At 60.4% G+C, this 26,900-nt stretch carries 30 protein-coding genes and 3 pseudogenes; 23 read left to right on the forward strand and 10 right to left on the reverse strand.

Annotation, left to right across the window (positions count from 1 at the left end; translation table 11 throughout):
- Positions 1-44 precede the first annotated feature (44 nt).
- On the forward strand, positions 45-878 hold the full coding sequence (locus CIT26_RS20320) for a class I SAM-dependent methyltransferase (protein WP_095494239.1): 834 nt from the start codon (positions 45-47) through the stop codon (positions 876-878).
- Here the strand turns inward: CIT26_RS20320 and CIT26_RS37765 are convergent.
- The 9 genes and pseudogenes from CIT26_RS37765 to CIT26_RS20365 all read right to left on the reverse strand — a co-directional run bounded on the left by CIT26_RS37765 (position 853) and on the right by CIT26_RS20365 (position 9,354).
- On the reverse strand, positions 853-1,614 hold the full coding sequence (locus CIT26_RS37765) for a PhoU domain-containing protein (protein WP_245319491.1): 762 nt from the start codon (positions 1,612-1,614) through the stop codon (positions 853-855). The two genes, CIT26_RS20320 and CIT26_RS37765, sit on opposite strands and share 26 nt — an antisense overlap.
- A gap of 67 nt (positions 1,615-1,681) precedes the next feature.
- A pseudogene (locus tag CIT26_RS37770) lies at positions 1,682-2,242 on the reverse strand (Na/Pi symporter); the annotation flags it as partial.
- Positions 2,243-2,414: 172 nt separating this feature from the next.
- Positions 2,415-3,287, reverse strand: coding sequence for a phosphonopyruvate hydrolase (locus CIT26_RS20335; protein ID WP_095494241.1), 873 nt, complete (start codon positions 3,285-3,287; stop codon positions 2,415-2,417).
- A gap of 17 nt (positions 3,288-3,304) precedes the next feature.
- Positions 3,305-4,084, reverse strand: coding sequence for a citryl-CoA lyase (locus CIT26_RS20340; protein ID WP_095494242.1), 780 nt, complete (start codon positions 4,082-4,084; stop codon positions 3,305-3,307).
- Positions 4,081-5,274, reverse strand: a complete 1,194-nt coding sequence (locus tag CIT26_RS20345; protein WP_095494243.1) for a CaiB/BaiF CoA transferase family protein — start codon at positions 5,272-5,274, stop codon at positions 4,081-4,083. Before CIT26_RS20345 ends, CIT26_RS20340 begins: the two co-directional genes overlap by 4 nt.
- 157 nt (positions 5,275-5,431) lie before the next feature.
- Positions 5,432-6,349: a LysR family transcriptional regulator gene (locus CIT26_RS20350; protein WP_095494244.1), complete on the reverse strand. Its 918-nt coding sequence runs from the start codon at positions 6,347-6,349 to the stop codon at positions 5,432-5,434.
- Positions 6,350-7,867, reverse strand: a complete 1,518-nt coding sequence (locus CIT26_RS20355) for a tripartite tricarboxylate transporter permease (protein ID WP_095494245.1) — start codon at positions 7,865-7,867, stop codon at positions 6,350-6,352. It lies immediately after the preceding gene.
- The gene (locus CIT26_RS20360; RefSeq protein ID WP_095494246.1) at positions 7,860-8,375 is read right to left on the reverse strand and encodes a tripartite tricarboxylate transporter TctB family protein; all 516 of its coding nucleotides are present in this window, start codon (positions 8,373-8,375) and stop codon (positions 7,860-7,862) included. The genes CIT26_RS20355 and CIT26_RS20360 overlap by 8 nt, the downstream gene beginning before the upstream one ends.
- 1 nt (position 8,376) lies before the next feature.
- Positions 8,377-9,354, reverse strand: coding sequence for a Bug family tripartite tricarboxylate transporter substrate binding protein (locus CIT26_RS20365; RefSeq protein ID WP_095494247.1), 978 nt, complete (start codon positions 9,352-9,354; stop codon positions 8,377-8,379).
- Between the two features lie 257 nt (positions 9,355-9,611).
- On the opposite strand from CIT26_RS20365, the gene CIT26_RS20370 reads away from it, so the two are divergent.
- The 4 genes and pseudogenes from CIT26_RS20370 to CIT26_RS38320 all read left to right on the forward strand — a co-directional run bounded on the left by CIT26_RS20370 (position 9,612) and on the right by CIT26_RS38320 (position 11,823).
- On the forward strand, positions 9,612-10,097 hold the full coding sequence (locus CIT26_RS20370) for an HIT family protein (protein ID WP_095494248.1): 486 nt from the start codon (positions 9,612-9,614) through the stop codon (positions 10,095-10,097).
- A gap of 127 nt (positions 10,098-10,224) precedes the next feature.
- Entirely contained in the window at positions 10,225-10,839 is a 615-nt protein-coding gene (locus CIT26_RS20375) for a 4'-phosphopantetheinyl transferase family protein (RefSeq protein WP_095494249.1), read from the forward strand.
- Positions 10,840-11,037: 198 nt separating this feature from the next.
- Positions 11,038-11,394, forward strand: a pseudogene (locus CIT26_RS20380) (IS6 family transposase); the annotation flags it as partial.
- Positions 11,395-11,688: 294 nt separating this feature from the next.
- Positions 11,689-11,823: a hypothetical protein gene (locus CIT26_RS38320; protein ID WP_280951121.1), complete on the forward strand. Its 135-nt coding sequence runs from the start codon at positions 11,689-11,691 to the stop codon at positions 11,821-11,823.
- On the opposite strand, the gene CIT26_RS20385 is transcribed toward CIT26_RS38320, so the two are convergent.
- Positions 11,808-12,005: a transposase gene (locus CIT26_RS20385; protein ID WP_167391482.1), complete on the reverse strand. Its 198-nt coding sequence runs from the start codon at positions 12,003-12,005 to the stop codon at positions 11,808-11,810. The two genes, CIT26_RS38320 and CIT26_RS20385, sit on opposite strands and share 16 nt — an antisense overlap.
- Before the next feature lie 35 nt (positions 12,006-12,040).
- On the opposite strand from CIT26_RS20385, the pseudogene CIT26_RS20390 reads away from it, so the two are divergent.
- From CIT26_RS20390 to hypE, 18 genes and pseudogenes are all read left to right on the forward strand, one after another.
- Positions 12,041-12,196, forward strand: a pseudogene (locus tag CIT26_RS20390) (nickel-dependent hydrogenase large subunit); the annotation flags it as partial.
- Positions 12,197-12,446: 250 nt separating this feature from the next.
- Complete coding sequence (locus tag CIT26_RS20395) at positions 12,447-13,532, forward strand: hydrogenase small subunit (protein WP_095494251.1); 1,086 nt, start codon at positions 12,447-12,449, stop codon at positions 13,530-13,532.
- A gap of 24 nt (positions 13,533-13,556) precedes the next feature.
- Positions 13,557-15,347, forward strand: coding sequence for a nickel-dependent hydrogenase large subunit (locus CIT26_RS20400; protein WP_095494252.1), 1,791 nt, complete (start codon positions 13,557-13,559; stop codon positions 15,345-15,347).
- A gap of 12 nt (positions 15,348-15,359) precedes the next feature.
- A complete protein-coding gene (gene cybH, locus CIT26_RS20405) occupies positions 15,360-16,082 on the forward strand; it encodes a Ni/Fe-hydrogenase, b-type cytochrome subunit (RefSeq protein ID WP_095494253.1) in 723 nt (240 codons plus the stop codon).
- The gene (locus CIT26_RS20410; protein WP_095494254.1) at positions 16,083-16,691 is read left to right on the forward strand and encodes a HyaD/HybD family hydrogenase maturation endopeptidase; all 609 of its coding nucleotides are present in this window, start codon (positions 16,083-16,085) and stop codon (positions 16,689-16,691) included.
- A 10-nt stretch (positions 16,692-16,701) separates the two neighbouring features.
- Positions 16,702-17,271 carry a nickel permease HupE gene (gene hupE, locus CIT26_RS20415; RefSeq protein WP_095494255.1) on the forward strand — a complete coding sequence of 190 codons (570 nt, stop codon included), beginning with the start codon at positions 16,702-16,704 and terminating at the stop codon, positions 17,269-17,271.
- 97 nt (positions 17,272-17,368) lie between these two features.
- Complete coding sequence (locus CIT26_RS20420) at positions 17,369-17,665, forward strand: HypC/HybG/HupF family hydrogenase formation chaperone (protein ID WP_095494256.1); 297 nt, start codon at positions 17,369-17,371, stop codon at positions 17,663-17,665.
- 165 nt (positions 17,666-17,830) lie between these two features.
- Complete coding sequence (locus tag CIT26_RS20425) at positions 17,831-18,280, forward strand: thioredoxin domain-containing protein (RefSeq protein ID WP_095494257.1); 450 nt, start codon at positions 17,831-17,833, stop codon at positions 18,278-18,280.
- Positions 18,277-19,125, forward strand: coding sequence for a hydrogenase expression/formation protein (locus CIT26_RS20430; protein ID WP_095494258.1), 849 nt, complete (start codon positions 18,277-18,279; stop codon positions 19,123-19,125). Before CIT26_RS20425 ends, CIT26_RS20430 begins: the two co-directional genes overlap by 4 nt.
- Positions 19,122-19,337, forward strand: coding sequence for a rubredoxin (locus CIT26_RS20435; RefSeq protein WP_095494259.1), 216 nt, complete (start codon positions 19,122-19,124; stop codon positions 19,335-19,337). Before CIT26_RS20430 ends, CIT26_RS20435 begins: the two co-directional genes overlap by 4 nt.
- On the forward strand, positions 19,327-19,851 hold the full coding sequence (gene hybE / locus CIT26_RS20440) for a [NiFe]-hydrogenase assembly chaperone HybE (protein WP_095494260.1): 525 nt from the start codon (positions 19,327-19,329) through the stop codon (positions 19,849-19,851). Before CIT26_RS20435 ends, hybE begins: the two co-directional genes overlap by 11 nt.
- Positions 19,848-20,957: a nickel-dependent hydrogenase large subunit gene (locus CIT26_RS20445; protein WP_095494261.1), complete on the forward strand. Its 1,110-nt coding sequence runs from the start codon at positions 19,848-19,850 to the stop codon at positions 20,955-20,957. The genes hybE and CIT26_RS20445 overlap by 4 nt, the downstream gene beginning before the upstream one ends.
- Positions 20,950-21,291, forward strand: coding sequence for a hydrogenase maturation nickel metallochaperone HypA (gene hypA / locus CIT26_RS20450; protein ID WP_095494301.1), 342 nt, complete (start codon positions 20,950-20,952; stop codon positions 21,289-21,291). The genes CIT26_RS20445 and hypA overlap by 8 nt, the downstream gene beginning before the upstream one ends.
- Positions 21,291-22,178: a hydrogenase nickel incorporation protein HypB gene (gene hypB / locus CIT26_RS20455; RefSeq protein ID WP_095494262.1), complete on the forward strand. Its 888-nt coding sequence runs from the start codon at positions 21,291-21,293 to the stop codon at positions 22,176-22,178. The genes hypA and hypB overlap by 1 nt, the downstream gene beginning before the upstream one ends.
- An 18-nt stretch (positions 22,179-22,196) precedes the next feature.
- Positions 22,197-24,473: a carbamoyltransferase HypF gene (gene hypF / locus CIT26_RS20460; protein ID WP_095494263.1), complete on the forward strand. Its 2,277-nt coding sequence runs from the start codon at positions 22,197-22,199 to the stop codon at positions 24,471-24,473.
- Entirely contained in the window at positions 24,464-24,694 is a 231-nt protein-coding gene (locus tag CIT26_RS20465) for a HypC/HybG/HupF family hydrogenase formation chaperone (protein WP_095494264.1), read from the forward strand. Before hypF ends, CIT26_RS20465 begins: the two co-directional genes overlap by 10 nt.
- A complete protein-coding gene (hypD, locus tag CIT26_RS20470; RefSeq protein ID WP_095494265.1) occupies positions 24,691-25,848 on the forward strand; it encodes a hydrogenase formation protein HypD in 1,158 nt (385 codons plus the stop codon). The genes CIT26_RS20465 and hypD overlap by 4 nt, the downstream gene beginning before the upstream one ends.
- On the forward strand, positions 25,845-26,894 hold the full coding sequence (gene hypE, locus CIT26_RS20475) for a hydrogenase expression/formation protein HypE (RefSeq protein ID WP_167391483.1): 1,050 nt from the start codon (positions 25,845-25,847) through the stop codon (positions 26,892-26,894). Before hypD ends, hypE begins: the two co-directional genes overlap by 4 nt.
- Positions 26,895-26,900 lie beyond the last annotated feature (6 nt).

Genomic DNA, 26,900 nt, shown 5'->3' on the forward strand with positions numbered 1-26,900 from the left:
ATCACGCGCGAAACCGAGCACGCTTTCGAGAAAGGAGGAAGTTCATGACGGGGACGATCATATCGCTCGCCGACCGCGCAGAGCATGAAAGCGCCGCTCCCTATGATGTTGTTGCCCGCGGATATGATTCTACGAGATGCGCGGATGGGCGGCTCGTCGACAGCTTTTTGCACCATCTCCGACCAGCGCCTCAGGGCCGCTACGTCGATGTTGGTTGCGGGACAGGAAACTATCTCGCCGCCTTCTCGAAGCGCGGACTGAGGATGACTGGTTTCGACCTCTCTCGGGCGATGCTAGAGGTCGCAAGGACGAAAGCTCCTGACGCGGACTTTGTTCTGGGAACTGCTGAGGCAATGCCCTTTGAAGATGAAGAATTCGCAGGCGGTATTTCCTGCCTAGCGGTACATCACTTCCGCGATCTCGATGCCGCGGCGAAGGAGATGTTTCGGGTGCTTCAGCCGGAAGGAACGTTCGTGATCTTCACCACGGAACGATCTCAAACCGATACTTTCTGGCTCAACGGATACTTCCCGGAATTGATGCGCGCAAACGAGAGTCTGATGCCGCCGATTACCAGGATCGTTCATGCTCTCAGGCAAGCCGGGTTCAGCCGCGTCGAGGTAGATACTTGGCTCATTCCCGAAGACATGATCGACTACTTTCTCTACGGCGGGAAACATCAACCGGAGGTCTATCTAAGCCCCGACGTTCGCCACGGCATTACACGCTTTCGTAACGCAGCCCCCCGCGACGGTGTTGCGGAGGGGTGCCGACGCCTCGAGAACGACATCGCCACAGGAAAAATTGCGAAGGTCATCGAAAATTATCCCTCTCGCTGCGGCGACTACACTTTCATCGTGGCAACGAAAGAACCGTAGCGCCGAGCGAGAAACTCAGATGACACCGACAAATTCTCTCACAGCCGTCAGCTACACCACTTAGCGTAATCGCGGGTGGTGCCTCTCGCATTCCGGGCGGCAGTGCCCCAACCGGATCATGTCGATGAAATCGGTCAGCGCCGCAGCGCAAGAAGGAGAACTGCCATGACGGAGTATGCAGCCCTGGATGTCTCAATGGAACAGACCGCCGTCTGCGTGGTTGATGGGCGTAGGAGACGATCTCGGCCGAACGTCTTTCGTCTCCCCCTTCGAGGGTGGTCCGATTGAGTTCGGACAGATAGAGCTTGATCTGTTCGTTCAGGCGATCGACCTCGTCGTCCATCGCAGCAATATCGGAGCAGAGCTTGGTATCGTTCCGGCGCAGCGCTTCCAAATTCATTTGCAGCATGCTGGTCACGCTGTCGCCGATGTGCAGCGTCTCTCGGACTGCACCGGCAAGCGCCATTGCCGGATTGCCGAGACTTGCCTGATCGAGATGGCGAGGACCGTCGCCCTGAATCGGCGCTTCCGGCAACAGCCGGCGCATCGCCCAAGAAAAGGCATCGAGCAGCGGCAGCATGATCGCAGCGAGCAGCAAGTTGAACGCGATGTGCGCGTCGACAACGAGTTGCGCCGGGTTGTAGGCGAAGCCGCACAGTGCTGAAGCCGCCTGATCGGAGAAGGGCAATACGATCGCGCAGCCGAACAGCCGGACGGCGAGATTGCCGACGGTCACACGCCGGCCCATCACCAAGCGTTGCCAACAGCGGAGGAATGGCGCCGCCGCTATTGGCGCCGAGAACCAGAACGACGCCGAGACTGGGCTCGATAGTCCCCCTCGCGGCCAGCGACATGACGAGAATGACAAATGCAAGACTCGACAATGACGCGATCGCCAGCACGGCAGCGACAATGGCGCCCAACACTGGCACCGCATCAAGCGATGCCATCAGGGCGCGCAGCACTTCCGACATTTCCATCGGTTCGGTCGATTGTCCGAGAAGGTGGAGGGACAGGAGCATCAGGCCAAGACCAAGCACGGCCCGCGCGATCCCCTTTTGCGGCTTGGCTTCGCTGACGGTGAACATACCGACACCGGCGGCGATCAGCAGAGGCGCCAGCCCGTGAATGTCGAAGGCTAGAATCCGCATGACCAAGCTGGTACCAATATTGGCGCCCAGCATGATGGCCTGGGCCATGGCCGAGTTCATAAAGCCACTGCCGGCAAACGACGCCGTCATCAGTGCAGTGGCGGTGCTGCTCTGCAGGGCCATAGTGGCAAAGCCGACGCCACAAGCCATCAGCCGGTTGCGTGTGCCGACCGCGATCCGGCGGCGCAGACGGGCGCCAAACGCCCGACTCATGCCGGTATCTTCACCATCCGAAGGCCCCACAGAAGCAGTGCGACAGCGCCAATCAGGTCAAGCATCGTTACGATCCTAAGATGGAGCCGAGTTGACGACCGCCTGGCTCGGCGCCATCAACGGGAACAGCGATTGCAGGGTTCTCGAAGACTTCAGCTCGGCGCAAACAGTGTCAGGCCAGGAAGCGCTTCTCGTCGGCCTTGACCTGATCCATCTTCTGCAGGCGGAACACCTCCTCTACCGAGACGATGTCCCGGTTGACGTTGTGGATACCGCGATCCTTCAGGATGCGGGCAAATGCGTCCTTCATTGCCGTGATCGACGCACGGATAGCGTGATTGCCGTAGATCACGATGGCGATCTTACCGAGTGCCTTGATGCGTTCCTCGTTCATCTCCGGATAGGCTGTCGGCACGATTACGATCGGCGCCTTCCCACTCCAGGCGCGGACGAAGCTCTCCATTTCGTCCGGCGTCTTCTGCTTGGAGTGAACAAGGATCATATCAGCGCCTGCCGCCTCATAAGCCGCGGCGCGCTTTAGTGCCTCTTCCTCGCCAAGTCCTGCGATCAGCGCCTCAGTGCGAGCGATGACCAGAAAGTCAGGATCAGACCGAGTTGCGAGCGCTGCGCGAATCTTGCCCTGGAATTCCTCTAGCCTTAGCAAATCTTGGCGACCGTCGGCTACGAGACTAGTCACTTTCGGAAAGGTCTTGTCCTCGATGACGACGGCGGCAGCACCGGCACGTTCATACTGCTGGATGGCATAGATCACGTTGATGGCGTTGCCAAAGCCGGTATCGATATCGGCGATAATCGGCAGCGACGATTGCTCACCCATCGCCCGCACCATGGCGAGGTGCTGCGTCATCGATATCAGGCTGACATCGGCCAAGCCGTAGAGCGCAGAGAGCTCGAAGCCGGAGGCCCAAAGTGCATCGAAGCCAGCCTCCTCTGCCAGCACAGCGGACAGCGGTGAGTGGGCTGCCATTGTTCTTACGAGGGACTTTTGCTCGAGCGCATCACGCAAAGCGGAAAGTTTTGCCATTTGCGGTTCACCACCTATTACTGAGGGCCGTCATAGGAGAAGTCGAAGCGGAAGCGCATCGGCTTTTCTCGTGCAAGTTCTTCAAGGACGTGCGACGCAATGCCCGCAGCTCTTCCAAGAATAAAAGCCATGCGTCCAATTGGAGGGTCGAAACCCAGGTCTACAAGGGCAGCCGCAATTGCCCCGTCCACGTTTACGGGCATATCGCGACCGACCGAGGCTGAGAGCGCCAGTTGTATTTCAGCCATCATGGCGGTTCCCCCGCTCGCTACGCCGCACTGTTGGGCAAGGTCCCAAAGACGCTTGGTTCGAGGGTCCACGGCGTGAAATCGATGTCCCATGCCAGGCAGACGTCGCCCGGCCTCCCGGTATCGATTTACGATTTTCTCGGCGGCCGCAGTGCTAGATAGACCTTCGATCGTTTTGACCGCCAACGCCTCGCGAATGTAGGTCATGGCCTCCTCACCAGCCCCGCCATGAGCATCACCGATAGCGAGAATTCCGGCGGCGACGCCAGCCTCCGGTGCTCGGCGGTTACCGCTTGCAACGACCCTTGCCGCGAAAGTCGATGGCGAGGTTGGTCCGTGATCACACGACGCGATCATCACCGCGTTCCAGACCATTGACTCGGCGGAAGACGGCATTCGGCCGCTCAGAAGCAGGAAGGCAATGTCACCGAAACTGCCATGTCCCATTAAGTCTTCGACCTTTTTACCACGGATGAAGATGTCATCATGGTCGAAAGTCGTGATCGCAGTTGGCCAAAGCTCAGGGGATGCAAAGGGAGATCGGCTCATGATCCGATAACTCCGGCTGTTTGCAATTCGTGGATATCAGCCTCCTCCAGACTCAGTAGGGAAGACAATATCTCTTGATTGTGCTCGCCGAGCCGAGCACCGGGGAAGCGAATTGCGCCGGGGGAACTGCTGAAGCGAGGCAGTGGAGCATGCATCCTATATGATCCCAGTTCCGGATCATCCACCTCGATTAAGATACCGCGCTCCTTAACATGCGGATCCTCCACGAATTGCGGAACTTCGTAAATTGGTGCTCCGGCAACTCCAGTTTCGTCGAAGAGCGCCATCAGATCGGACAAAGTGAACTTTCGCAGCGCATCAGCCACGATCGCGTCGGTCTCATCCCCATTTCGGACTCGCGCCTCATTCGTGCTAAAGCGTTCGTCCTGCAGCACATCCTCCAACCCGACGGATTTGAACAGTTTCTCAGTCATCAGCGGCGTAGAAGCCGAAAGAGCAATCCATTTGTCGTCGGATGTCTTGTAGCTGTTGCGCGGCGCGGAATTTGGCGAACGGTTTCCATTCCTTTTGGGATACTTGCCTGTTCTCTCGTACTCTGCCGCGACCGGCCCCAACACAGAATACATTGCTTCTAACAGCGACAGGTCGATGACCTGCCCCGCGCCTGTCGCATCCCGGTGGCGAAGGGCAGTCATGCAAGCCAACGCCCCATAAAGGCCGGTGATCATGTCGGCGATTGGAATGGGTGGAAGGGTTGGTGGGCGGTCTGGAAAGCCGAGCATGGAAGCAAAACCGCTCATCGCCTCGACGAGAGTACCGAACCCAGGCTTATCCCGGTACGGGCCATTGTGTCCCCAGGCGGTTATGCTGAGGATCACGAGCTTGGGATTGGTCTCAAGAAGAATATCGTACGAGAGCCCGATCCCTTTAAGCTTTCCGGGAATGAAGTTCTCGACGAGCACATCCGACTGCGCGACGAGCTTGAGCAGAAGCGTCCGGCCACGCGGTGACTTCAGATTCAAAGACAGGCTGCGCTTGTTTCGACCATATTCCCGCCACCACAGGTCAAGATTGCTTTTCCGCCACTGGCGAAGTGGATCGCCAGTTCCAGGCTGCTCAACTTTAATGACATCTGCGCCAAAGTCGGCGAGTTGCAGGGTTGCCATGTTCCCCGCAACAAGTCTCGATAAATCGAGAACTCTTATTCCTGATAGTGCTGCTTTTTGCACGCGTTCCTCCTATTTCATGGCAGGAACAATGGCGGAGCAGGGTGACGAAATCTAACACATCGTCTTTGTGGCCAGTCTAGTAAATTGTGGGAAAGTCGATCCGTGCATGGCAACCAAGTGCGCGCCAACTGCGCTTCACCGCATGATTGGACCGCGCTTAGTGGCCCGGGGAACGAAACGAATTGCTCGTGCGCAATGCTCTAACGAAGTGATCAAGAACACGGCGCAAGTAGCTATCGCGCAGCCGTACGATGTAGAAACTGCGAAAAAAGGGACCGGTATCGACGTCCAATATCGTCAAATCCTCGTTTCCTGGACCCCCGAGAGATAGCTTGGAAACCATGGCGATGCCGTCTGAAGACGCCACGGACGCTTTGACAGCGTCCGTGCTGCCCATCATCGTCGACACGGAAAGTGCCGATACATCAATGCCACGATCGCGAAAATATCCTTCCATGAGGTTTCTGGTACCTGAGCCTTTTTCGCGGATGATAAATTGGGAAGCCAAGAGTTCATGCAACGACAACGATTTTCTTGACGTTAAGGGATTTTTACTCGCGGCCACAAAAACTAGCTCATCCTCGAAGAATGGTTCAACTATGAAGCGATTGAGTTCTACTGAGCCGCCGCTGATGATTCCTAAGTCAATTGCCTCCTGAGACAAAAGCTTGGCGACCCGCTCCGAGTTGGCCACCGAGACCGCGACAGTCACCGATTGATGAGACTTGCGGAACTCTCCAATCGCTTTTGGCAGACAATATTTGGCGATACTTCCGGTCGCCCCGATGCTCAATGATCCTCCGATCGATCCGGTTTTCCTGGCCAAGGCGTCTTCGGCGGCCGAATATAGATCGAGAATCTGTTTGGCGTAGCGAAACAATATCTCCCCGGTCTCGGTTAGGCCGATGTTCTTCCCCTGCCTTTGCAGTAGCCGCGTTCCAAGTTCGTCCTCGAGGGATTTGACTTGGAACGACACTGCCTGCTGACTCAGCGAAAGTGCGTCCGCTGCTCTTGTAAAGCTGCCGAGCGTAACAACGGTATGAAATGCTCTCAGCCGCGCGTCCTTCTTCGGCATTCAGGATCCCGATTCTCCGACGACCGGCTGCTGCTTCATCCAATTAATTAGAGACATGATACCGATCAGAATAGGAATAATCAGAGCAATTAGCAGCAAAGTGCAAGCGATCGGACGAGAAAGGAACACCCCTGGATCACCTTGGCCAATCGCGATTGATTGTCTGAATGATTGCTCCAGCAATGGCCCCAGAACCAAACCTATAATGACGGGTGCAGGTGGAAATCCATATCGGCGCATGACAAGACCGATTCCGCCGATAAGATAGAGAAGCGCAACGTCGAATATCGAACCGCTGATGCCGTAAACGCCGATCGTGACGAAGATCAAGACACCGGCAAGGAAGTGATGCGGGGGGATACGCAGAATTCGCACCCATAAGCCAATCAGTGGCAGATTTAGCACCAGCAAAATAACGTTGGCGATATAGAGACTCGCAATCAAGGTCCAGATTAGCGGTCCTTGAGTAGCAAATAAGAATGGTCCAGGCTGAATCCCATAGTTCTGAAAGGCCGTCAGCAACAGCGCCGCCGTTGTTGAGGTCGGCAGACCCAGAGTTAGCATCGGCACCAATACACCTGCGCCGGCTGCATTGTTGGCGGCTTCAGGCCCAGCTACGCCTTCGATGGCCCCGCGACCAAATTTGTCTGGCCGCTTGGACAAGCGCTTCTCCAGAGCATAGGATACAAAGGTGGGAATTTCTCCGCCGCCCAGCGGTAGTGCGCCTAGCGGGAAGCCAACCGCTGCTCCGCGCAACCAAGGCTTCCAACTCCGCTGCCAGTCCCGACGAGTTAGCCACATTGCCCCCTGAGGCTTGATCACGGTCACTCCGTCCGGTCGCCACAGCAACGCTGTGTGTAGTGTTTCGGCAACTGCAAACAGGGCGACAGCAACCATGATTACGTCAATTCCGTCGAGAAGCTCTGGGACGCCGAAGGTTAGGCGGGATTGCCCTGTCTGCAAATCGACCCCCACGATGCCCAAACTTAAGCCAATGCCGAGCGATCCGAGACCCCGGAGCATCGAATTGCCGAGAACCGCAGCCGATGTCATGAATGCCAAAATCATGATCGCAAACATTTCGGTCGGCCCGAACTTAAGGCCGATTTGGGCCACGAGCGGACCAAACAAAGTGAGGGCAATTGTTCCTATCGTACCGGCAACGAAGCTCCCTATTGCCGCAGTGGCCAAAGCAGGCCCAGCGCGCCCGTTGAGAGCCATCTTGTGACCCTCAATTGCTGTTATGACCGTTGAGCTTTCGCCCGGAATGTTCAGCAGAATCGATGTTGTCGAGCCGCCATAGCCAGCACCGTAGTAAATGCCGGCAAAAAAAATGAACGCGGCGCTAGCCGGAACCTGCGATGTAATGGGCAATAGAACCGCTATCGTTAATGCGGGCCCGATGCCGGGGAGCACCCCGATCGCTGTACCCACGAAACAACCCAGGAACGCCCACGCGATGTTGATGGGCGTCATAGCTTGGCTGAAGCCATATGCGAGCGAAACTAGATTATCCATTATGTATCAGCTCCAGTAAGGGACCAGCAGGTATGTTTACCTTGAGGACCTCCGAGAACAGGAAGTAAGCACAAGAAGCGAGCGCGAGCCCACAGACCGCGTCGAGCCTCCATCTGCGACTTCCAAAACCACGAGCGGTCATGACGTATTGGATGATCGCCGCAAACACGAATCCGAGCAAAGCAAGTCCAACCAGATTGGCGATCAGACCACCAACAACCCACGCCATGGTTGGGCCTGGCTTTTCAGTAGACGTGTCGGGAACAGCAGGAGAATCGCTCCCGGCTATGCCAAGAAATGCCGATATCGCGAGACCCGCGCCCACTAAGCCAACGAACAAGGCTACCGCGAACGGAAACACCTTGGGCCCAACGTAGGCATATCCCGGGGACGTCCTAATCGTCGTGATCGCCATTGCCATGGCCACTGAGAGCAGCACCATGGCAAGGCCGATGATGACGTCAGGTAATGCCCCTGAACGTCGTAGCCGCGCAAATTTCGTGAGCATCTCAGGCTAGACCGATTGCCTTCAGCGCCGTTTGTATAGCCGCACGATCATTGGCGATGGCTGATTTGAGATCGGAGCCCGTAGCAAATGCATCGTCCCATTGCCGGTCTTTGAGTATTTGCTTCCAATCCGGTTGGTTGTGAATCGCCGTGATGAGCCCCACCAACCTAGCAACTTGTTCTTCTGAAACGTCCGGGGGAGCAAAAACCCCGCGCCAACTTGACAGTGCAACGTCAATACCGATCTGTTTGAGCGTGGGAACACCGGCCCCTTCCAACGGAAGCTCTCCAGTTGTCGCCAGCGCGCGCAGATTGCCGGCCCTGATTTGTTCGGCATACTCGGAGTAACCGCTCAAGGCAGCATGAACCTGGTTCCCCATCATCGAGGCAATAGCTTGGGCTTTTTCGGAGAACGCGACGTAGTTGGCCTTGGTCACGTCGGCGCCGATCGCCTTCAGAGTCAAGCCAAGGATAATGTGGTCGATTCCACCAGCGGACCCTCCCCCAATAGGCAGACCCGGGTTCTTTTTGAGCGCGGCAATCAGGTCGTCGATTGTCTGGTAGGGGCTGGAAGCACCGACGGCAATTACATCGGCTTCCTGCGTTAACTTGGCGACAGGAGTAACATCCTGCAATCCGTAGAGTGTCTTGTTCGTGATGATGGCTCCCATCATTACGTTGCCTGCAATCATCAGGGAGTTATCGCGGCCCCGATGTTGATTTATGAACAGTGGCAGGCCGACCGTACCGCCTGCACCCGGAACATTGTCGATGGTGATTTGCGAGAGCAGTCCCGCCTTACGCCCAACTTGGTCGATTGCCCGAGCCACACCGTCCCAGCCGCCACCGACACCGGACGGCACGAACAGGCTGAACCGGTCAAACGCCGAATCCTGAGCGAAAGTTTGGCGAGGTGCATTCAGTAGCGCCGTTCCAAAAACAGCGGCAGTCGCCAAAAGCATATTGCGTCGATTGATCATGTCTTCTCTCCCTTGCTGATCTGTCAAGCGCACCCTCCTTGCGCGATCTGCTTGACAGTCCCATGACAATCTCAATGCTGCCGGTCGCAAGGCCCATGAAAATAAACTTGTTGTTCGACAAGTGGTGCATGTGAAGCGGTTAGTCTGTCGGCTTCTCTGATGACGGGACAAGGAAATTTTGATCGACTACTTTGTCGCTGCATCTGTAGGGATGTTGGCCGAGGCGATACCGCCGCCGAAACGGGCATTGAAGCCAAATGACCGACGACAGACAGGCAGAATGGAAACTCGACCAGAAGTGGCACGACCGTGTTACAGGCGCAGCGTGTGAACTATGCACTCTGCTTGAGGCCGACACGGCCGTAAGTTTGGAAGGGCACAAGGTCGCCGACCTCAGGGTGTCACGGTGGATACTCGGCCAAAATCAGTATATCAGAGGCTATAGCATTCTTGTCCTGAGCAGCCATGCGGTCGAACTGTTCGAGTTGGAGAAGGAAGTCCGCGGCCAATTCGTCGATGATATCGCTGATGCAAGCCAGGCGCTTCAACGCGTTCTCTCGCCCATCAAAATCAATCTCGAAATCCAGGGCAATGTCGTCCCGCATTTGCACTGCCATATAAAGCCGCGTTTTTTGGTGGACCGACCGGGGCACGCACGGATTTTCCAGAACGCTGGTAAAATCGTGCTACCCGACGAAGACTACCAATCAATGGTCAGCCAATTGCGGGATCATATTGGTTAGCTGCATATTCCTTGACTGCGATCGAGCAGCAATAGCTTCGTCTAGACGCTTTCCGTCATGGACGATGTGATGTTGCGGTCGCCCTAGCTCAGCCTACATCAGTTCGTTGCAATGTGGTTGAGCATACGTGGAGATTATCCCGTCTGATCAACTGAACATCCTCATCGGGATTCGTCCGATAGAAAACGGCGACCAAACCGCCTCGTTCTCTTCAGAAGTTGCCGCGCTAGGACCCCCTGTTACCAAAGTCCGTCGCCAAAGCGGTGCTGCTAGAATAATTGCTCGAACACTCCTTGGCCAAATGGGATTTCCACCGACGCCTATCGCTAAGACACGATCTGGTGTTCCGACCTGGCCAGCCGGCATTGTTGGCTCATTGGCTCACCACAATACAGTAGCAGCAGCCGCCATTGTAGAGAAAAAAAGGATCGCAACGCTTGGCATTGACATTGAACCTAACGACCCTTTGCCGAAGGACTTAATCGAATTGATTGCTACTCCGCGCGAGCGGATGTACGACTTGCGTCTGCTTCAGAAGCGGAATCTCATTGTTTTGAAGGAAGCGGTATATAAAGCTTATTTTCAGATATATAATAAATTTCTCGAATTTCAGGATGTTGAAATTGATATGTACGCTCGCTTAGGCCACGTGACGAAGTCAAATTGTACCTTTCCGCTGGAGATACATAATTCTAAGAATGTGATCGGCTTGGCGTACTTAGAGTCGTGTGTGGATGTATGAACACCGCCCGATTGCAACGGCCGGCTGGAATCAGGATCGATGGTCACAACTGCTGACGTATATCCGGCTTCCTAGTCTAATACGGCTCGTCGCTGCGAGCCTCGCTGAGTTTTCGCCCGTTTCCACCTCGGTTCTGTCGCAAACTATTCGATAAGCTGATGCAGGCATGACGGCACTTCAGTTTCTGAGGAGCCCGTCTTGTTCAAAGGCCGTCATTTCGATCAATCTGTCATCCTACTGTGCGTGCGCTGGTACCTTGCCTACAATCTCAGCCTTCGCGACCGGGAAGAGATGATGGCCGAACGCGGCCTGAGCGTCGATCATTCCACCGTGCATCGCTGGGTCGTGCACTTTTCGCCGCAACTGCTGGAGCGGTTCAACCGGCGCAAGCGATCCGTCACTGGCAGGTGGCATATGGATGAGACTTACAGCAAGATCCGCGGACGATGGATGTATCTCTATCGCGCCATCGACACGGTGGAGTTCTTCCTCAGCGAAAACCGTGACCTATCGGCGGCGAAGCGCTTCTTTCGTCAGGCTCTTGCGCGCCATGGCCTGCTCGTGGTGCGAATGAAGGTCTACCGCACCGCCCGGCACCACCTTGGAATTTCATTAACGCAATGAGTTAGCGGATTTGCCATCCTGTTGGAAATCTGACATCGTCGGAAATCCGACATTGATCGGATAGGAGCCGCCTCGCGGCGGTGCCCCTCCCACCACCGGGCATACGGGTCACGTACCACGACGGTTCGACCGAATTAAGCTTGGGCGGAGACATAGAGGCGGGGAAAACCGAGCTCGTCGAAGTAGTGGTCGCGCAGAGCCTGTTAGGCCGCCGGGTGTCCAGACATGCGCCAGAACCCCGTTGGCGAACCGGCGGCAACCGCAGCACTCGCGACGGCGGACCTCGGCAAGCCGGCGACTGAAGGCGGCGGGCTCCGTCAGATCGGCGATCTCGCCGAAGAAGTTCAGTCTGCCCGCTGATAAGCGGCCTGTAGTTCTTCCAGGAAGAGGCGTCTAAACAGGCGCGACAGGACGCGCACCGGCAGGAAGAAGCCGGGCCGGCAGGAAATCCAGCGCCTGCCGTCAGGGTGAGAGACCTCCGCCAGGCACAATGCGATGGAGGTGGGATGATAGTTGACGTTCTGGCCCCAGCGGTGCAGCACCGCGATGAGCCGATCTCGGCGCCGAGATGCTTGCCACTTGGAATTTCTCGCCGCGCGACGCGGCGGGTGTTCCGGGGCCGCTCGAAGCGGCGCTTGCCGGTCTCGATACCGGTGGACTGGGCGCGAAGTCCGCGGTGCTGCAGCATATGATCCGCTCCTTCGATCCCTGTATGGACTGCACCGCGCATTGAGATGCAGTTGGCGCCGCGCGGCGGCGGTAAGACAGTTTTCGGCGGTGAAAGCCGACTTTCCGGCCCACTTTTCGCCATGCCGACCGCCCACCGAGCGGCCGTTTAAAAAATACGCCATACATTTCAAATGTGTAGCAAGAGAATGGTCGAAATGATGTAAATTGGTCCGCTTCTTGCAGCAAGCATTTCTGACAGAGCCCGGCGTCCATCCGGGCGATGCGATGGGGGATGAAATTGCTGGAGGAGCAACATGGCAGCTGCCGAAACCTTATATGACGTCATTCGTCGCCAGGGGATCACCCGGCGCAGTTTCACCAAGTTCTGCAGCCTGACGGCCGCGAGCCTCGGTTTCGGCCCGGGTGCCGCGACAGCGATGGCTGAGGCACTCGAGACCAAGGAACGCGTTCCCGTCATCTGGATGCATGGGCTCGAATGCACCTGCTGTTCGGAGAGCTTCATCCGCTCGGCCCATCCGCTCGTCAAAGACGTCGTGCTGTCGATGATCTCGCTCGACTACGACGATACGATCATGGCGGCCGCCGGCCATCAAGCGGAGGCGATCCTCAAAGAGACGAAGGAGAAATACAAGGGCAAGTACATCCTCGCCGTCGAGGGCAATCCGCCGCTCAACGAGGACGGCATGTTCTGCATCGACGGCGGCAAACCCTTCGTTAAGAAGCTGAAGTGGATGGCCGAGGATGCCATGGCGATTATCGCCTGGGGCGCCTGCGCCTCTTGGGGCTGCGTCCAGGCGGCCAAGCCGAACCCGACCCAGGCGACACCGATCGACAAGGTCATCCTCGACAAGCCGATCATTAAGGTACCAGGCTGTCCCCCGATCGCGGAGGTGATGACCGGGGTCGTCACCTTCATCACGACCTTCGGCAAGCTGCCGGAACTCGACCGGCAGGGCCGGCCCAAGATGTTCTATTCGCAGCGCATCCACGACAAGTGCTACCGCCGACCGCATTTCGATGCCGGCCAGTTTGTCGAGGAGTGGGACGATGAGGGCGCACGCAAGGGCTCCTGTCTCTACAAGATGGGCTGTAAGGGCCCGACCACCTACAATGCCTGCTCTACCGTGCGCTGGAACGGTGGCGTTTCCTTCCCGATCCAGTCAGGCCACGGCTGCATCGGCTGCTCGGAAGACGGCTTCTGGGACAACGGCAGCTTCTATGACCGGCTGACGAACCTCCACCAGTTCGGCGTCGAGGCCAACGCCGACAAGGTCGGCATGACCGCCGCCGGCATCGTGGGTGGCGCAATCGCCGCCCATGCCGCGGTGACCGCCTTCAAGCGCGTGACCACCAAGCGCGAAAAAGCCGACGCATCATAATCACTCTCGGGGAGGAACAGCATCGTGACAATTCAAACACCAAACGGTTTCACACTGGACAATTCGGGCAAGCGCATCGTCGTCGATCCCGTCACCCGCATCGAGGGACATATGCGGGTGGAGGTCAATGTCGACGAGAACAACATCATCCGGAATGCGGTCTCGACCGGCACCATGTGGCGCGGCATCGAAGTCATCCTAAAGAACCGCGACCCCCGCGACGCATGGGCCTTCACGGAGCGCATCTGCGGCGTCTGCACCGGCACGCATGCGCTAACCTCTGTACGCGCGGTCGAGAATGCGCTCGGCATCACCATCCCGGACAATGCCAATTCGATCCGCAACCTGATGCAGCTGGCGCTGCAGGTCCATGACCATGTCGTGCACTTCTACCATCTTCATGCGCTCGACTGGGTGGACGTGGTCTCTTCGATCTCGGCCGATCCGAAGGCGACCTCGGCGCTCGCGCAGTCCGTGTCCGACTGGCCGCTTTCCTCTCCAGGCTATTTCAAAGACATCCAGACCCGGCTCAAGAAATTCGTAGAGTCAGGCCAGCTCGGACCCTTCAAGAACGGCTATTGGGGCAATGCATCCTACAAGCTGCCGCCGGAGGCCAATCTCATGGCGGTGACGCATTATCTGGAGGCGCTCGACTTCCAGAAGGAGATCGTCAAGATCCACACGATCTTCGGCGGCAAGAACCCGCATCCAAACTGGCTGGTCGGCGGGGTACACTGTCCGATCTATATCGACGGTACTGGTGCGGTCGGCGCGATCAACATGGAACGGCTTAACATGGTCACCTCGATCATCGACCAGATTATCGAGTTCAACGACAAGGTATACGTTCCCGACATCATGGCCATCGGCTCCTTCTACAAGGACTGGCTCTATGGAGGGGGTCTGTCGGGCAAGAACGTGCTAGCCTATGGCGACGTACCCGAGCACGTCAACGACTACTCCGAGGCAAGCCTGAAGCTGCCGCGCGGCGCGATCATCAATGGCAATCTCGCCGAAGTGCTGCCGGTCGACCATGAGGATCCCGAGCAGATCCAGGAATTCGTCACCCATTCCTGGTACAAATATCCCGACGAGACAAAGGGCCTGCATCCCTGGGACGGAGTTACCGAGCCACATTACGAACTCGGCCCCAACGCCAAGGGGACGAAGACCAATATCGAGCAGCTCGACGAGGCCGCTAAATATTCCTGGATCAAGGCGCCGCGCTGGCGCGGCCATGCCATGGAGGTCGGGCCGCTCGCCCGCTGGGTCGTCGGCTACGCCCAGAACAAGGCGGAGTTCAAGGACCCGGTCGAAAAGGTGCTCAAGGATCTCGGCCTTCCGGTTTCAGCCCTCTTCTCGACACTCGGCCGCACGGCAGCCCGTGCGCTCGAATCGAGCTGGGCCGGCCACCAGATGCGCTATTTCCGGAACAAGCTGATCGCCAATATTAAGGCCGGCGACTTCTCTACGGCCCATGTCGACAAGTGGAAGCCGGAAACCTGGCCCAAGGAGGTCAAGGGCGTCGGCTTTACCGAGGCCCCGCGCGGCGCGCTCGCGCACTGGATCAAAATCAAGGACGGCAAGATCGACAACTACCAGTGCGTCGTGCCCACCACATGGAACGGCAGCCCCCGCGATCCGGCAGGAAATATTGGCGCCTTCGAGGCTTCGTTGATGGATACGCCGATGTCAGACCCCACCCAACCGCTCGAAATCCTCAGGACCATCCATTCCTTCGATCCGTGCCTAGCATGCTCGACGCATGTCATGAGCCCGGACGGTCAGGAAATGGCCAAGGTCCAGGTCCGGTGAGGAGGATAAGTCATGACTATCCATGAAACTCTCGCCGCCGCCGACGCCCACGGCGAAAAGGCCGTCGAGCGCCAGAGCATCTATGTTTACGAAGCCCCGGTGCGCATCTGGCACTGGGTCAACGCCGTCTCGATTCTGACGCTCGCGCTAACCGGCTATTTCATCGGCTCGCCGCTGCCTTCCGTGCCGGGCGAGGCCAGCGCCAATTTCCTGATGGGGTATATCCGCTTCATCCACTTCGCGGCGGGGCAGGTCCTTGCCGTGTTCCTGATCCTCAGGGTCTACTGGGCCTTTGTCGGCAATATCTATGCCCGCCAGATCTTCCATGTGCCCTTCTGGAGCGGCCGCTTCTGGAAGGAATGGCTGCATGAGGTGCGGTGCTACACGTTCTTGGCCCGGCAGCCGAAGAAATATGTCGGCCACAATCCTCTTGCCCAGTTCACCATGTTCCTGATGCTCACCCTGCCGCTCTTCTTCATGGTGATCACCGGCTTTGCGCTCTATAGCGAGGGTGCCGGCCGCGACAGCTGGGAATATGCGCTCTTCGGCTGGGTGTTCTCGATCTGGCCCAACAGCCAGGACATCCACACATTCCACCATCTCGGCATGTGGGTAATCCTCGTCTTCGTGATGGTTCACATCTATGTGGCGATCCGCGAGGACATTATGAGCCGCCAGAGCATCATCTCGTCGATGATTTCCGGCGAACGGCTCTTCAAGGACAGGGAGGACTAGATGGTCGCCCCAAATCCCTTGGCATCTTCGCCTTCCCCGCGGATTCTCGTGCTTGGCATCGGCAATATCCTCTGGGCCGATGAAGGCTTCGGCGTGCGCGCGGTGGAAGCCTTCCACAAGGCGTATTGGGTGCCTGACAACGTCACCATCCTCGATGGCGGCACGCAGGGGCTCTATCTCGTGCAGTTCGTCAATGAACACGATCGTTTGATCGTGTTCGACGCCATCGACTACGGCCTCGAGCCGGGCACGATGAAGATCGTGGAAGGCGACGAGGTGCCGAAATTTACTGGCGCCAAGAAGATGAGCCTGCATCAGACCGGCTTCCAGGAGGTGCTGAGCGCCGCTGACCTCATGGGGCACTATCCCGATCGGCTGGTTCTTATCGGGTGCCAGCCGCTAGATCTCCAGGACTGGGGCGGCCCGCTGACGACGCCGGTCAAGGCAGTCATACCGCGCGCAATCGAAGCGGCAGTAGGAATATTGCGGCACTGGGGCGTCGCCGTCACTGCGCGACCGGAAGGAGCAGCGGTTCCGCCACTACTTGAAAACGACATCGATTTCGAACGTTACGAGCGCCGAGCCGAATCGGCCGCATTGCGCTATTGAGGAGGATATCATGAATTTCCGTAGGTTTGCGGCGACGCTCGTCGCGATGGCGCTACCGGGCATCGCCCACGCGCATGTCGGCCTTCACACCGACGGCGCGCTTGCCGGCTTCAGCCATCCGTTCAGCGGTCTCGATCATATCCTGGCGATGGTCGCGGTCGGCTTCTGGGCCTTGACGCTGGGCGGTAATGCCCGATGGATCGTTCCCTTGGCCTTCGTGACGGTCATGGCGGTCGGGGGCGCCCTGGGCATTTATGGCCTCGCTTTGCCGACTGTGGAAACCGGGATCGCGCTGACCGTCGCGCTGCTAGGTCTGCTGGTGGCTTTCGAAGTGAAGGTTTCAACGTCAGTCGCCGCGACGGTGGTTGGAACATGCGCGCTCTTCCATGGCCATGCCCATGGCACCGAACTTCCGGCGATGGCGCATGCGGGCGGCTATGTGGCGGGCTTCATGGCTGCCACGGTCATCCTGCATCTCACCGGGCTGGCCTTGTTGAGGTTCGGCAGCGCCCAGCGCGTTGCCGCGCGGACCGCCGGCGTGGCCCTTACCCTTGCCGGTGCAGTCCTGCTGGCCGGCTGAACTTCTCCCAAGGCTGAGGCCGGTCGGGAGTCGTGTGGGCACCCTGCGCCCCGCGGCTCCCGATTTCATAAGATCTGGACGACGGAGGAGGAGCATCATGTGCATCGGCATTCCCATGCGGGCCGTCGCCGGCAATGAGTTCGTCGCGCACTGCGAGCGACATGGCCGGATATCCTCGATCTCCCTCATGCTGGTCGGCCCACAACCGCCGGGAACCTACCTACTCACCCATCTCGGCTCCGCCATCCGGGTGCTGGACGCCGACGAGGCCCGCGCCATCGACAACGCACTCGCGGGTCTTGCTGAAGCTGTCGAGGGGAGGGCTTTCGACGCCCTCTTTGCCGATCTCACCTCGCGCGAGCCGGAACTGCCGCCGCACCTGCGTAGCGAGTGAAAGAAAATTTCCAAAGTGGAAGGACTTTCCATCCAGATGCCCGCGATACTTTGTGAAGGCGGAAATTTGTCTTCAGATCAACGGAATCTAACTGTCCCAAGTCTGGCACGCCGCTTGCTTATCATTTCCTTGGAATGTTTTGCATCGTGATTTGTGGAGGAGACTATGCCATCTGTTCTGGTCCGTGCCCTGAGCGGGCGGGCGCGCCTGCCCCTCATCGACGAGACGAATATCGATGCCTTCCTCGCTCCGGCGGCGGGTGAACCCGATAATGCCGTGCTGTTCTTCACCGGCGATCCGTCGCAGCGGCCGGAAGCCGATGACGTCGCCGTCGTCCTCCCGCATATCCTCCAGGCCTTCCAAGGCCGCTTGCGCGGCGCCGTGGTCCTCCGCACGGCCGAAGACAAGCTAAAGGCCCGCTTTAACGTCGTTGTGATGCCGAGCCTCGCCGTGACTCGTCGAGACCAACCGGTCGGCGTGCTGGGCAAGATCCGCGACTGGTCCGACTATGTCGAGAAGATCAGCGCTTGGCTCGCGCCCGACGCGCCGGTCATGGTGCCCTCGCGCCGACCGAAGGTCGAGATCACCCATGCCGGCAAGGAGATCGTGCGATGAAGGCCGGCTTCTGGGTCGCCCCCGAGGGCGAGGATGCGGCGATGACGGTGATGCCGATCGGCGCCGAGCCGCCGCTGCGTGCCCGCAAGCTCAATTTCCTCGCCACCAGCAGCGCCGAGGAAATGATCCGCCGATGTCGGCGGACGGCGATGCTCCTGCCGGAACTCGCTGACGCGCTCGCCGTTCAGAAGGCCGACCGGCCGGGCCGGCTATTCGACATCACCGATTTTCCCGACGACGACAAGGAACTGATCGCCCAGACTCTCGGCGAGGGCGAGGTCGCCGGCGTCGCGGCATTGGCGAACGGCATCACGGCCCAGATGCAGGAGGCGGTGATGGCTGGCGTCTGGCGCGTCCGTTTCACCGACGGTGAGGGCCGGCTCATTGCCGACTATGTCGAGGTCGCGAGCATTCCCGCCGCTGTCAAACAGGCGTGCTCGGCGCTGCCGGAGTCGATCAGCCACGGGCCGGCGCCGACCGGCGCCATGAACGTCATGCCCGTGCTGACCGAGGTCGGTGATCGCATCGCCCGTTACAGCGACGGTGATCCGGGCCATATCATCACCTTCTCGCTCTTCCCGATGAGCCCGGAAGACATGGCCTTCCTGCAGGAAACGCTGGGTGCCGGGCCGGTGCAGCTCACCTCGCGGGGCTATGGCACCTGCCGCATCGTGGTGACCGGCGCGCGCAATGTCTGGTCGGTTCAGTTCTACAACGCCATGGACACGATCATCCTCGATACGTTGGAGATCTGCGACATTCCCTCGGTCGCGATCGCCGCCGAGGATGATTTCCGCGACTCCGAGGCGAGGCTGCGTGAGATCGAGGAGGCCTATTTCAAATGAGCGCCTTCGAGAATTTCGGCAAGCGCGAGACCGTGTCGGACGACGACCAGATGGAATGCGGTATCTGCTGGCATGTCTATGATCCCGCTGAGGGTGACCCGGTCTGGCAGATTGCTCCGGGGACGTCGTTTGCAGACCTGCCGGAAGACTGGCGCTGCCCAAATTGCGATGCGCTGCAATCGAAGTTCATGAGGCTAGGTGATGGACGCTGACGTCGCCGAGAGGGCCGAGATCGATCCCGCGCAGGCGCTCGGCCGGCGGCTCGAGGCCTGCTACCGGCGCATTTACGCGACCGCCATGGCCGATGTGCCGATCTGCAATCCCGCGCTTGGCATTGCCTCGACCGGTTTTCGGACTCACGGCGGTCGTGCGTTCGGCATCGTGACTACACCATGGTTCATGAATCTCGTGGCAGCGGACCTGCCGCAGGGCCCTTCCTCCGCCCCAGCTGCCGCCGGTACGACCCTCCGTGTCGGCCTGCCCGCGGTTGAGGTCGGGTTCATTGCCGGTGAACTCGATGCGATTGGCCGTGTCGATTCCTGCTCGCTGTTTTCGCCGGTCTTCGAGTTCGCGACGATGGAGGCTGCCCTCGAAACAGCGGAGGAAGCGGCCCGGGCCTTCTTTGATCCTGCCAGGCTCGAACCGTCGCCCGCCCCGCCCGCAGCGGTCAACCGGCGTGACCTGTTGCGCGGGCATTTCCGCAGGTGCGAGGAGGCGTCGGAATGACATCCCTTCTCGGGGCAGGCACGATAAGGATCGACGTAACCGTGTCGCGCGCGCTTGCCTGTTCCGTCGCGGTGAAGGCGAACCGCCCGCAGGGGCTGACGCGCATGTTCGTCGGCCGCAGGCCCGAAGAGGCGCCCCCTCTCGCCGGCCAAGTCTATTCGCTCTGCGGTTTTGCGCAATCCGTAGCGGCGCGGCTCGCCGTCCTGAATGCAGCGGATATGGCGATGAAAGTGGACGAACGGATCGGCTCCGGCGCCGGATTGCTCGCCGAGCGGATTTTCGAAACATTGCGGGCGCTCATCCTCCATTGGCCATCCCCCTTGCCGGCATCGCTCGGCGCAACCGCCGGTAGACATCTCCGCGAAGCGCTGGCCGCTTCGCAAGAGATCATCGCCGCGGCCAAGGCCGGGCAAATCGACAGGGCGCATTTGGCGGCCGCCGCTGCGCGGCTGTCTGCGGCGGCCAGCGCGCTCGGCATCCCGAGCCAGGGCGACACACCTTTGCCAGCATCAGCCTGCGCCGCGATGTTGCAGGATATAGGCGACGATCGGGTCTTCAATGGCCGGCGGCCCGATCCATTGACCATCAATGACGATCCGGAAGTCATCGCCCGGCTTTGCCATGAGCCCGGCTATGCAAGCCTGCCTCATCTCCAAGGCCGCGTCGCGGAGACGGGCGCGTATGCCCGGCTCGCCGCCGATGACGTGGAGGCTTCCCATCTGGTCCAACGACTGCTAGCCCGCATCAACGACGTGAGCCTCTGCCTCAAACAACTGACGGCTCTCGCAGCAACCGGCAAGTACGACGAAGCATCACTTGCCTGCGGCGGGGCCACGCCGGGCGCCGGTGGCTACGGTGCTGTGGAATGCGCGCGTGGCCGGCTCTATCATCAGGCCGAGATCGGCGGCGACGGCAGGCTTTCGTCCTATCGCATCCTCGCCCCGACCGAATGGAATTTTCATCCCGCCGGCCCCTTCGTCGAGACACTGCTGTCGTCACCCGTCGGGACCGATGAGGCCGCCGTGAGATCGGTGTCGCGGCTCGCGGTCCTGTTCGATCCCTGCGTGGCCTTGGAGGTTAATGTTCGCGAGGCCGCACATGCATGAAATGTCGCTGATGGAGAGTGTGATCGAGATCGTCTGCGACACGGCGCGGCAGAACGGCGCGACACGCGTCAAGTCGGTCCGGCTCGATGTCGGCGTGCTGAGCAACGTCGAGCCGGACGCGCTGATGTTCTGTTATGAGGCCGTGCGACACGGCACGATTGCGGACGAGGCGACGCTCGAGATCAACCGCATTGCCGGCGAGGGCTGGTGTCTCGACTGCGGCAAGACGGTCGCCTTGGAGGAGCGGTTCGGCGCCTGCCCGGACTGCGGACGGCATCGGGTCCAGATGACGGCAGGCGACGAATTGAAGATCAGGGATATGGAGGTGAGCTGATGTGCACGGTATGCGGTTGCGGGACTTCTTCCATCGAGGGTCACAAGCACGAGGAGGGCGGGCACCGTCACAGCCATGACCATCATCACGATCATGACCACGACCATGACCACGACCACCACCACCACCACCATGGCGATGGCGGGCATGATCATCACCATGCCGCGGACTGCAGCGTCCATTATGGCAAGGGGATCGCCGGCGTCAATGTGCCAGGCATGAGCCAGGAGCGGATCATCCAGGTGGAGAGAGACATCCTCTCCAAGAACGACGCCTATGCGGAAGAGAACCGGCGATATCTTGAGCGCCAGGGCATCTTTGCGCTCAACTTCGTCTCCAGCCCCGGCTCGGGCAAGACCAGCCTGCTGGTCCGCACGATCAGTGACCTAAAGGACCGCCTCACGATCTCGGTTATCGAAGGTGACCAGCAGACCTCGAACGACGCGGCTCGGATCCGCGAGACCGGCGCCCGCGCCATCCAGATCAACACGGGCAAGGGCTGCCACCTCGACGCCCACATGGTGGGCCACGCGGCTGAGGATCTCGCGCTCGAACCAGGCTCTGCGCTCTTCATCGAGAATGTCGGCAACCTCGTCTGTCCCGCCGCCTTCGATCTCGGCGAGGCCCACAAGGTTGTGGTGCTGTCAGTCACCGAAGGTGAGGACAAGCCGCTCAAATATCCCAACATGTTCGCCGCCGCCGACCTGATGATCCTCAACAAGGCCGACCTGCTGCCGCATCTCGATTTCAATGTCGGCCTCTGCATCGCCAACGCCCTGCGCGTCAATCCGCGCCTCCAGACGCTGACGGTCTCCGCCCGCACGGGAGAGGGCATGGAAGCCTTCTATACCTGGCTCGAGGCATCCGCCGCCCACCGGTCCGCGTGACCGAAGGTGGCATGAATCATGGCGAGGGCGCTCGCACGACCGATCGAAATCCCGATCCGGCGGCTCAGGCTCCGGGTGCGCGGCGCCGTGCAGGGCGTCGGGTTCCGGCCCTTCGCCTACAGGATCGCGCGGACTATGCGGCTTTCTGGCTTCGTGCTGAACGACAGTGCCGGCGTGCTGATAGAGATCGAGGGTCCGGATGCGGGCCGCTTTCCCGACGCGATCCGGACCCAGGCGCCGCCGCTAGCCCGCATCGACTCGATCCACGTGCTCGAACTCTCGCCAGCCGGTGGCGAGCGGTTCGAGATCCTCGAGAGCCTTGGCGGCAAGAGCGCGACCCGGATCGGCGCGGATGCCGCGACCTGCGCCGAATGCCGGTGTGAGCTGACCGATCCCGCGAGCCGCTTCTTCGGTTATCCCTTCGTCAACTGCACCCATTGCGGCCCGCGCTTCACCATCACTCGCGCGCTGCCCTATGACCGGACGCAGACCTCGATGGCATCGTTTCCGATGTGCCGGGCCTGTGCCTCGGACTATATCGATCCGGAGAACCGGCGCTTCCATGCCGAGCCGGTCGCCTGCCCCGATTGCGGCCCGAGTCTCAGCCATTCGATCGCGGAGATTGCGGCGCGGCTCGAAGGCGGCGCCATCGTCGCGCTCAAGGGCATTGGCGGTTTCCACCTGCTCTGCGACGCCCGCAACGATACAGCGATCGATTTCCTCCGGCTGCGCAAGGCTCGTGACCAGAAGCCGTTTGCCGTCATGGTCGCCGGCATCGAGGCGGCGCGGCAGTTCGCACGACTGAGCGAAGCCGAAGAAGCCTTGCTGGCCTCGCCCGCGAGCCCGATCGTGTTGGTCGAGGCACGTGCCGGTGCGCTCTCCAACCTCATCGCGCCCGGCCTCGCGCGGATTGGGCTGATGCTCGCCTATGCTCCACTGCATCATGTGCTGCTCGACGAACTCGCCTGCGATTCGCCGCACCGACCTGCAGCGCTGGTCGCGACCAGCGCCAATCCCGGCGGTGAGCCCCTTGTGGCCGACAACGCCGACGCCGAGCGCCGCCTTGCCGCGATTGCAGATCTGATCGTCACCCATGATCGGGACATCACCGTCCGCGCCGACGACTCCGTCATGCAGGTCATCGATGGCGCCCCCGCGTTCATCCGTCGCGCCCGCGGCTTCGTGCCCGAGCCCGTCGATCTCGGCGAGGATGGACCTGCGGTGATCGCCACCGGCGCCGACCTCAAGAACACTATCTGCGTCACACGCGGGCGCGAGGCCTTTCTCTCGCAGCATATAGGCGGCCTCAACAATGCCGAGGCGATCCGTTTCCAGCGCGAGGCGATCACCCATCTCTGTTCGATCCTGGACGTGAAGCCGGAATTCGCGGCCTCGGACCTGCATCCGGATTTCCGTTCGGTGCGGATGGCAGAGAGCCTGGGCCTGCCGGTCGTGGCAGTCCAGCATCATGTCGCCCATGTCGCGGCCGTGGTGGCAGAGCATCGGCTTTCCGGCCCGGTTCTCGGGCTTGCGCTCGATGGCCATGGTTTCGGCGCCGATGGCACGAGTTGGGGGGGCGAAATGCTCATCGTCGATGGGGGTCATTGGCGCCGAGCGGGAGCGCTTGCATCGCTGCCGCTGCCCGGTGGCGACCGCGCGGCGCGTGAGCCTTGGCGCATGGGGGTCGCAGCCCTGCAGGAGGCCGGATGCATTGATTTCGCGTCGCAGCTCTGGCCAGGTCATCGGGGTGTTGCGCAGCTCACGGCGATGTTCGAACGCGGTCTGCAGCCGTCCCGGACAACCAGCCTCGGCAGGCTCTTCGATGCCGCGGCGGCGATAGCAGCCATTCGTCTCGTCCAGAGCTATGAAGGGCAGGCGGCGATGGAGCTCGAGGCCCTGGTCCGGGCGCCGCGCTGCCTCTGCGACGGCTATGCAATCCGGGACGGGGTGCTCGATTTCCGGCCGCTCATCCTGCATCTTGCGCGGGAAGGACCGAGCGGCGCTGACGCGGCCGATCTCTTTCACGGTACGCTGATCGCGGGACTTGCGGAATGGGCTGCGAGGGAAGCGGCACCCCTCGGCATCCCGCAGGTCGCGCTCGGCGGCGGATGCTTGATGAATCGGGTCCTTGCGGCCGGACTTGCGCAAGCGCTTCGGGACCGCGGTCTCAAGCCTTATTTGCCACGTCTCGCGCCGGCCAATGACGGCGGCATCGCGCTCGGCCAGGCCGCCCATGCGCGGCAGGTCATCATGAACGAGAATGCATCAGCGCAGGAGAGCCGGACATGTGCCTAGCGATACCGGTCCAGGTCAAGGAAGTACTGCCCGACAACATTGCGAAGGTCACGCTCGACGGCGTCTCGAAGATCGTTTCGACCGCGCTGATCGACGATGTCCGGCCGGGCGACTATCTCGTCCTTCATGTCGGCTATGCGCTCGCGAAGATCGATCCGGAGGAGGCGGAAAGGACGCTCGCCCTCATCCGCCAAGCTGCTGCCATGGGAGATGCGGCATGAAATATATCGACGAATATCGCGACGGCAGGCTTGCCAAGGACATCGCCCGGCAGATTGCCGCGCTCGCCGATCCGGCGCAGTCCTACCATTTCATGGAGTTTTGCGGCGGGCATACGTATGCCATTTCCCGCTACGGCCTCGAGGATCTGCTGCCCGCCAATGTGCGGATGATCCACGGACCGGGCTGTCCCGTCTGCGTGCTGCCGATCGGTCGCATCGACGCGGCGATCGCGCTCGCCATGCGGCCGGAAATCACGCTCTGCACCTATGGCGACCTAATGCGGGTGCCGGGCTCGAACGGATCGAGCCTCTTGAAGGCCAAGGCGGCCGGCGCCGATATCCGCATGGTCTATTCGACGCTCGATGCGCTCAGGATCGCCGAGGCCGAACCCGACCGCGAAGTGGTGTTCTTCGCCATCGGCTTCGAGACCACGACGCCGCCGACCGCGCTTGCGCTCAAGGCGGCGATCGCCAAGGGGCTCGGCAATTTCTCGATCTTCTGCAACCACGTGCTGACGCCGGCGGCGATCCAGAACATCCTGGAAAGCCCGGATGTGCGCAAGCTCGGCACGATCAAGATCGATGGCTTCATCGGCCCGGCCCATGTCTCGACCGTGATCGGCACCGAACCCTACGAGTTCTTCGCCGAGGAATTCAAGAAGCCGGTGGTGGTGGCTGGCTTCGAGCCGCTCGACGTCATCCAGGCGATCCTGATGCTGGTGCGCCAGGTCAATGACGGCAAGCATGAGGTGGAGAACCAGTATATCCGCGCGGTAACAACGTTCGGCAACGAGAAGGCCCAGGCGGAAGTCGCGGATTTCTTCGAATTCCGCGAGAGCTTCGAGTGGCGAGGCCTTGGCGAAGTGCCCTATGGCGCGCTGCGGCTCCGGCCGCAATATGTGGCCTACGACGCCGAGAAGCGCTTTTCGATGGTGACGCCCGCCGCGAAGGACAACCCGGCCTGCGAATGCGGCGCGATCCTGCGCGGCGTCAAGAAGCCGGCCGACTGCAAGCTGTTCGGCACGGTCTGCACGCCCGATACGCCGATGGGCTCCTGCATGGTGTCATCGGAGGGCGCCTGCGCCGCGCACTGGACCTATGGCCGCTTCCGCGAGCAGGCGCGGCAGGTGGATGTGGGGAGGGCGGTCGCATGAACATGATGATCAAGGCCTACAGGCGCAAGCTCGATGTCGCGAACGGCCGTGTCGACCTCTCGCACGGGGCCGGCGGGCGCGCCATGGGCCAGTTGATCGAGGGCATTTTCCACAAGGCTTTCGACAATGACTGGCTGAGGGCCGGCAACGACCAGTCGGCCTTTTCGGTGCCTGGCGGGCGGATGGTGATGACCACGGACGGCTACGTCGTTTCGCCGCTTTTCTTCCCCGGCGGCAATATCGGCACCCTCGCCGTGCACGGCACGATCAACGACATCGCCATGGCGGGCGCGGTACCGCTCTATCTGTCGGCGAGCTTCATCATCGAGGAAGGTTTTCCGTTCGCCTATCTCGAGCGCATCGCCCAGAGCATGGGCGCCGCCTCGCGCGAGGCCGGCGTGCCGATCATCACCGGCGACACCAAGGTCGTCGAGCGCGGCAAGGCCGACGGCGTCTTCATCTCGACCGCCGGCGTCGGCATGGTTCCGGACGGGCTCGATCTCCGGTCGGACGCCGCCCGGCCCGGCGATGCGGTGATCATTTCCGGCTCGATCGGAGACCATGGCGTCGCCGTGATGTCGAAACGCGAGAACCTGGAATTCGACACCGACATCGTCTCCGACAGCGCGGCCCTGCACGGGCTGGTAGCAGACATGGTCGCGGCTGGCGGGGCGCATATCCGGCTAATGCGCGATCCGACGCGCGGCGGCATCGCCGCGACGCTGAACGAGATCGCCAGCCAGTCTCGGGTCGGCTTCCGCATCGACGAAGACAAGATCCCGCTCAAACCGGAAGTGGCTGCAGCCTGCGAGTTCCTCGGCCTCGATCCGCTCAATGTCGCCAATGAGGGGAAACTGGTGGCAGTCGTGGCGCCGGAGGGCGCTGACGCCGTGCTCGCGACGATGCGCGCCCATCCGCTTGGCAGTGAGGCGGCGCTGGTCGGCCACGTCGTGGCCGACGACAACTGCTTTGTCCAGATGACGACCTCGTGCGGCGGCCGGATTGTCGACTGGCTGTCGGGCGAACAACTGCCCCGGATCTGCTAAGAGAGG

It is taken from the genome of Mesorhizobium temperatum, from assembly GCF_002284575.1.
GTDB lineage: Bacteria > Pseudomonadota > Alphaproteobacteria > Rhizobiales > Rhizobiaceae > Mesorhizobium > Mesorhizobium temperatum.

What these genes read in the sequence shown, in the direction of transcription:
- CIT26_RS20350 (WP_095494244.1), bottom strand. Translation starts at nt 6,349, where the DNA reads ATGCCGAAGAAGGACGCGCGGCTGAGAGCATTTCATACCGTTGTTACG.
- hypA (WP_095494301.1), top strand. Translation starts at nt 20,950, where the DNA reads ATGCATGAAATGTCGCTGATGGAGAGTGTGATCGAGATCGTCTGCGAC.
- CIT26_RS20365 (WP_095494247.1), bottom strand. Translation starts at nt 9,354, where the DNA reads ATGATCAATCGACGCAATATGCTTTTGGCGACTGCCGCTGTTTTTGGA.
- CIT26_RS38320 (WP_280951121.1), top strand. Translation starts at nt 11,689, where the DNA reads ATGCGCCAGAACCCCGTTGGCGAACCGGCGGCAACCGCAGCACTCGCG.
- CIT26_RS20410 (WP_095494254.1), top strand. Translation starts at nt 16,083, where the DNA reads ATGGTCGCCCCAAATCCCTTGGCATCTTCGCCTTCCCCGCGGATTCTC.
- CIT26_RS20430 (WP_095494258.1), top strand. Translation starts at nt 18,277, where the DNA reads ATGAAGGCCGGCTTCTGGGTCGCCCCCGAGGGCGAGGATGCGGCGATG.
- hybE (WP_095494260.1), top strand. Translation starts at nt 19,327, where the DNA reads ATGGACGCTGACGTCGCCGAGAGGGCCGAGATCGATCCCGCGCAGGCG.
- CIT26_RS20425 (WP_095494257.1), top strand. Translation starts at nt 17,831, where the DNA reads ATGCCATCTGTTCTGGTCCGTGCCCTGAGCGGGCGGGCGCGCCTGCCC.
- hupE (WP_095494255.1), top strand. Translation starts at nt 16,702, where the DNA reads ATGAATTTCCGTAGGTTTGCGGCGACGCTCGTCGCGATGGCGCTACCG.
- CIT26_RS20370 (WP_095494248.1), top strand. Translation starts at nt 9,612, where the DNA reads ATGACCGACGACAGACAGGCAGAATGGAAACTCGACCAGAAGTGGCAC.
- cybH (WP_095494253.1), top strand. Translation starts at nt 15,360, where the DNA reads ATGACTATCCATGAAACTCTCGCCGCCGCCGACGCCCACGGCGAAAAG.
- CIT26_RS20335 (WP_095494241.1), bottom strand. Translation starts at nt 3,287, where the DNA reads ATGGCAAAACTTTCCGCTTTGCGTGATGCGCTCGAGCAAAAGTCCCTC.
- hypF (WP_095494263.1), top strand. Translation starts at nt 22,197, where the DNA reads ATGGCGAGGGCGCTCGCACGACCGATCGAAATCCCGATCCGGCGGCTC.
- CIT26_RS20340 (WP_095494242.1), bottom strand. Translation starts at nt 4,084, where the DNA reads ATGAGCCGATCTCCCTTTGCATCCCCTGAGCTTTGGCCAACTGCGATC.
- CIT26_RS20320 (WP_095494239.1), top strand. Translation starts at nt 45, where the DNA reads ATGACGGGGACGATCATATCGCTCGCCGACCGCGCAGAGCATGAAAGC.
- CIT26_RS20465 (WP_095494264.1), top strand. Translation starts at nt 24,464, where the DNA reads ATGTGCCTAGCGATACCGGTCCAGGTCAAGGAAGTACTGCCCGACAAC.
- CIT26_RS20355 (WP_095494245.1), bottom strand. Translation starts at nt 7,867, where the DNA reads ATGGATAATCTAGTTTCGCTCGCATATGGCTTCAGCCAAGCTATGACG.
- hypD (WP_095494265.1), top strand. Translation starts at nt 24,691, where the DNA reads ATGAAATATATCGACGAATATCGCGACGGCAGGCTTGCCAAGGACATC.
- CIT26_RS20445 (WP_095494261.1), top strand. Translation starts at nt 19,848, where the DNA reads ATGACATCCCTTCTCGGGGCAGGCACGATAAGGATCGACGTAACCGTG.
- hypB (WP_095494262.1), top strand. Translation starts at nt 21,291, where the DNA reads ATGTGCACGGTATGCGGTTGCGGGACTTCTTCCATCGAGGGTCACAAG.
- hypE (WP_167391483.1), top strand. Translation starts at nt 25,845, where the DNA reads ATGAACATGATGATCAAGGCCTACAGGCGCAAGCTCGATGTCGCGAAC.
- CIT26_RS20360 (WP_095494246.1), bottom strand. Translation starts at nt 8,375, where the DNA reads ATGCTCACGAAATTTGCGCGGCTACGACGTTCAGGGGCATTACCTGAC.
- CIT26_RS20435 (WP_095494259.1), top strand. Translation starts at nt 19,122, where the DNA reads ATGAGCGCCTTCGAGAATTTCGGCAAGCGCGAGACCGTGTCGGACGAC.
- CIT26_RS20420 (WP_095494256.1), top strand. Translation starts at nt 17,369, where the DNA reads ATGTGCATCGGCATTCCCATGCGGGCCGTCGCCGGCAATGAGTTCGTC.
- CIT26_RS20395 (WP_095494251.1), top strand. Translation starts at nt 12,447, where the DNA reads ATGGCAGCTGCCGAAACCTTATATGACGTCATTCGTCGCCAGGGGATC.